We start from the raw sequence: 2,288 nt of genomic DNA on the forward strand, positions 1-2,288 counted from the left end.
GGCTGACCGGTGCTGCCTGACGTGTAGATGAGATAGGCGGGATGCCTCGGGTCGAGCGGCGCGACGCGATCGGCGTCCATCGGCGCATGGTCAGGCGCGGCATCGAGACCGGCATCGTCGTCAATCGCGATCAGTGTGGCATCGGCCTCAGCCAGGCCTGTCAGGCGGTCGGCGAGCACGCGCGTCGTCAGCACAGCCTGCGGCCGCGCATCGGACAGCAGGAAGTCGAGGCGTTCGGCCGGCAGATCGGGATCGAGCGGAAGATAGGCGGCGCCCGCCTTCAGCACGCCCAGCACCGCCGTCACCATCTCGATCGACCGATCGAACGCCAGCGCCACCACTGTCTCGGGACCCGCGCCCAGCCCGATCAGGCGCCAGGCGATGCGGTTGGCTGCGGCCTCGAGCCCGGCATAGTCCAGCGATCGCTCCCCGTCCGTGAGCGCGATCGCCTTCGGCGTGCGTGCTGCCTGCGCTTCGAACAGCCCCGGCAGCGTTGCGGGTTCGGGCAGCGAGCGCCGAGGTCCCGCGAAATCCTCTGTCAGTCGGCTCGCTTCACCCGGCAGCAGCACGCTCAGCTTCGGCAACGGCTGGTCCGGGTCCGCCACACCCTGCTCCAGCACGCCGATCAGGCGCGCCGCCAGGCCCTCCGCGCTTGCCCGATCAAACAGCTCGGCGCTGTATTCAAGCTCGCCGCGCCAGGCTCCATCTTCTTCGGTGAAGGTGAAGCACAGATCGAACTTCGCCGTCGGCACGCTGACGGACAGGGGCTGCGTCTTCAGGCCGGGCGCTGCAAAGCTGCCCTCCGCCCCGCTGTTCAGCACCAGCATCGTCTGGAACAAGGGCTGGCGCCCCAGCACCCGCGGCGGGTCGAGTACCTCCACCAACCGCTCGAACGGCACGTCCTGGTTCATATAGGCGTCGAGGCACACTTCCCGGCTCCGCGCCACTAGCGCACCGAAATCGGGATCGCCGCCAAGGTCCAGCCGCAGCACAAGCGTGTTGACGAAAAAACCCACCAGCCGGTCCAACGCCGCATCTCCACGCCCCGCGACCGGCGTTCCAATCACAATGTCATCGCCCGCGCCGAGCCGCATCAGCAGCCCCGAGACCGCCGCATGAAGTATCATGAAGAAAGTCGCGCCCTGAACGCGCGCCAATTGCTCCATTGCCACTACCAGCGTCGATGGAAGGTCTATCGGCACCCTCCCCGCGCGCCGGCTCGGCCGTGCGGGCCTCGGACGATCCAGCGGGAGCATCAATTCCGCTGGAGCACCCGCCAATGCTGTTCGCCAATGGTTTATCTGGCGTCCTATCAGGCTTTCTGGGTCAGCCTCCTCGCCCAGCAGCGCCCGCTGCCACAGCGCATAGTCGGCATAGTGTACCGGCAGCGGATCGTAGTCCGGCGCCTCTCCGACCGCCCTCGCCCGATAGGCTTTCGCCAGATCATCCAGCAGCAGCCCCATCGACCAACCGTCGGTCGCGATGTGATGCACGACCAATGCCAGTACATGATCGTCCGGCCCCAGTTCCAGCAGCACCGCTCGCAGCGGCAGGTCACACGCCAGATCGAACGGCCGCGCCGCCTCGGCTGCCAGCATCGCGTCGACCGCGTCCGGCTCACAGATCCGCCGATCCAGCACGACATGTGCCTGTTCGAGCACCTCCTGGTAGGGCTCTCCGCCATCATCCTTCAGCAGCGTGCGCAGGCTCTCGTGGCGCATCACCACATCGTCCAGCGCCGCCGCCAGCGCCGCCACATCCAGCCTACCGGACAGCCGTGCCGCCAGAGGGATGTTGTAGGCCGCATCGGCTCCCTCCAGACGGTCCAGGAACCACAGCCGCGCCTGCGCGAACGACAGCGGCAAACGCGATGGCCGTTCTGTCGCCGTCAGGACATGGGTCGCCCGCGGCGCCTGCCGCACCCGCTCGGCCAGATCGCCCAGCCGCGGCGCCTCGAACACCGAGCGGATGCCCAGCACCCGGCCCAGCACGCTGCGCACCCGCGCCACCAGCCGCGCCGCCAGCAACGAGTGACCGCCAAGCGCGAAAAAGTCGTCCTCCGGACCGACCCGTTCCATGCCCAGCAGCTCGCCGACCAGGCCGCACAGCACCGCCTCTTCCGGCGTCCCCGACACGCCCCCGCGCACCTGAGGCCCCGGCGCAGGGAGCGCCTTGCGGTCCACCTTCCCGTTCGCCGTCAGCGGCAACGCGTCCAGCACCACAATCGCCGACGGAACCATATAATCCGGCAGAACCGCAAAAAGATGCCGGCGCAGCGCTTCCTCATC

1 protein-coding gene is annotated in these 2,288 nt (G+C 68.2%); it reads right to left on the reverse strand.

Features of this window, described 5'->3' with window-relative positions:
• Nucleotides 1–2,288 (reverse strand): condensation domain-containing protein (locus D2V17_RS09875; protein ID WP_147367338.1); only part of this gene is annotated, 2,288 nt, incomplete at both ends.

The organism is Aurantiacibacter xanthus (assembly GCF_003584015.1).
Lineage (GTDB): Bacteria > Pseudomonadota > Alphaproteobacteria > Sphingomonadales > Sphingomonadaceae > Alteraurantiacibacter > Alteraurantiacibacter xanthus.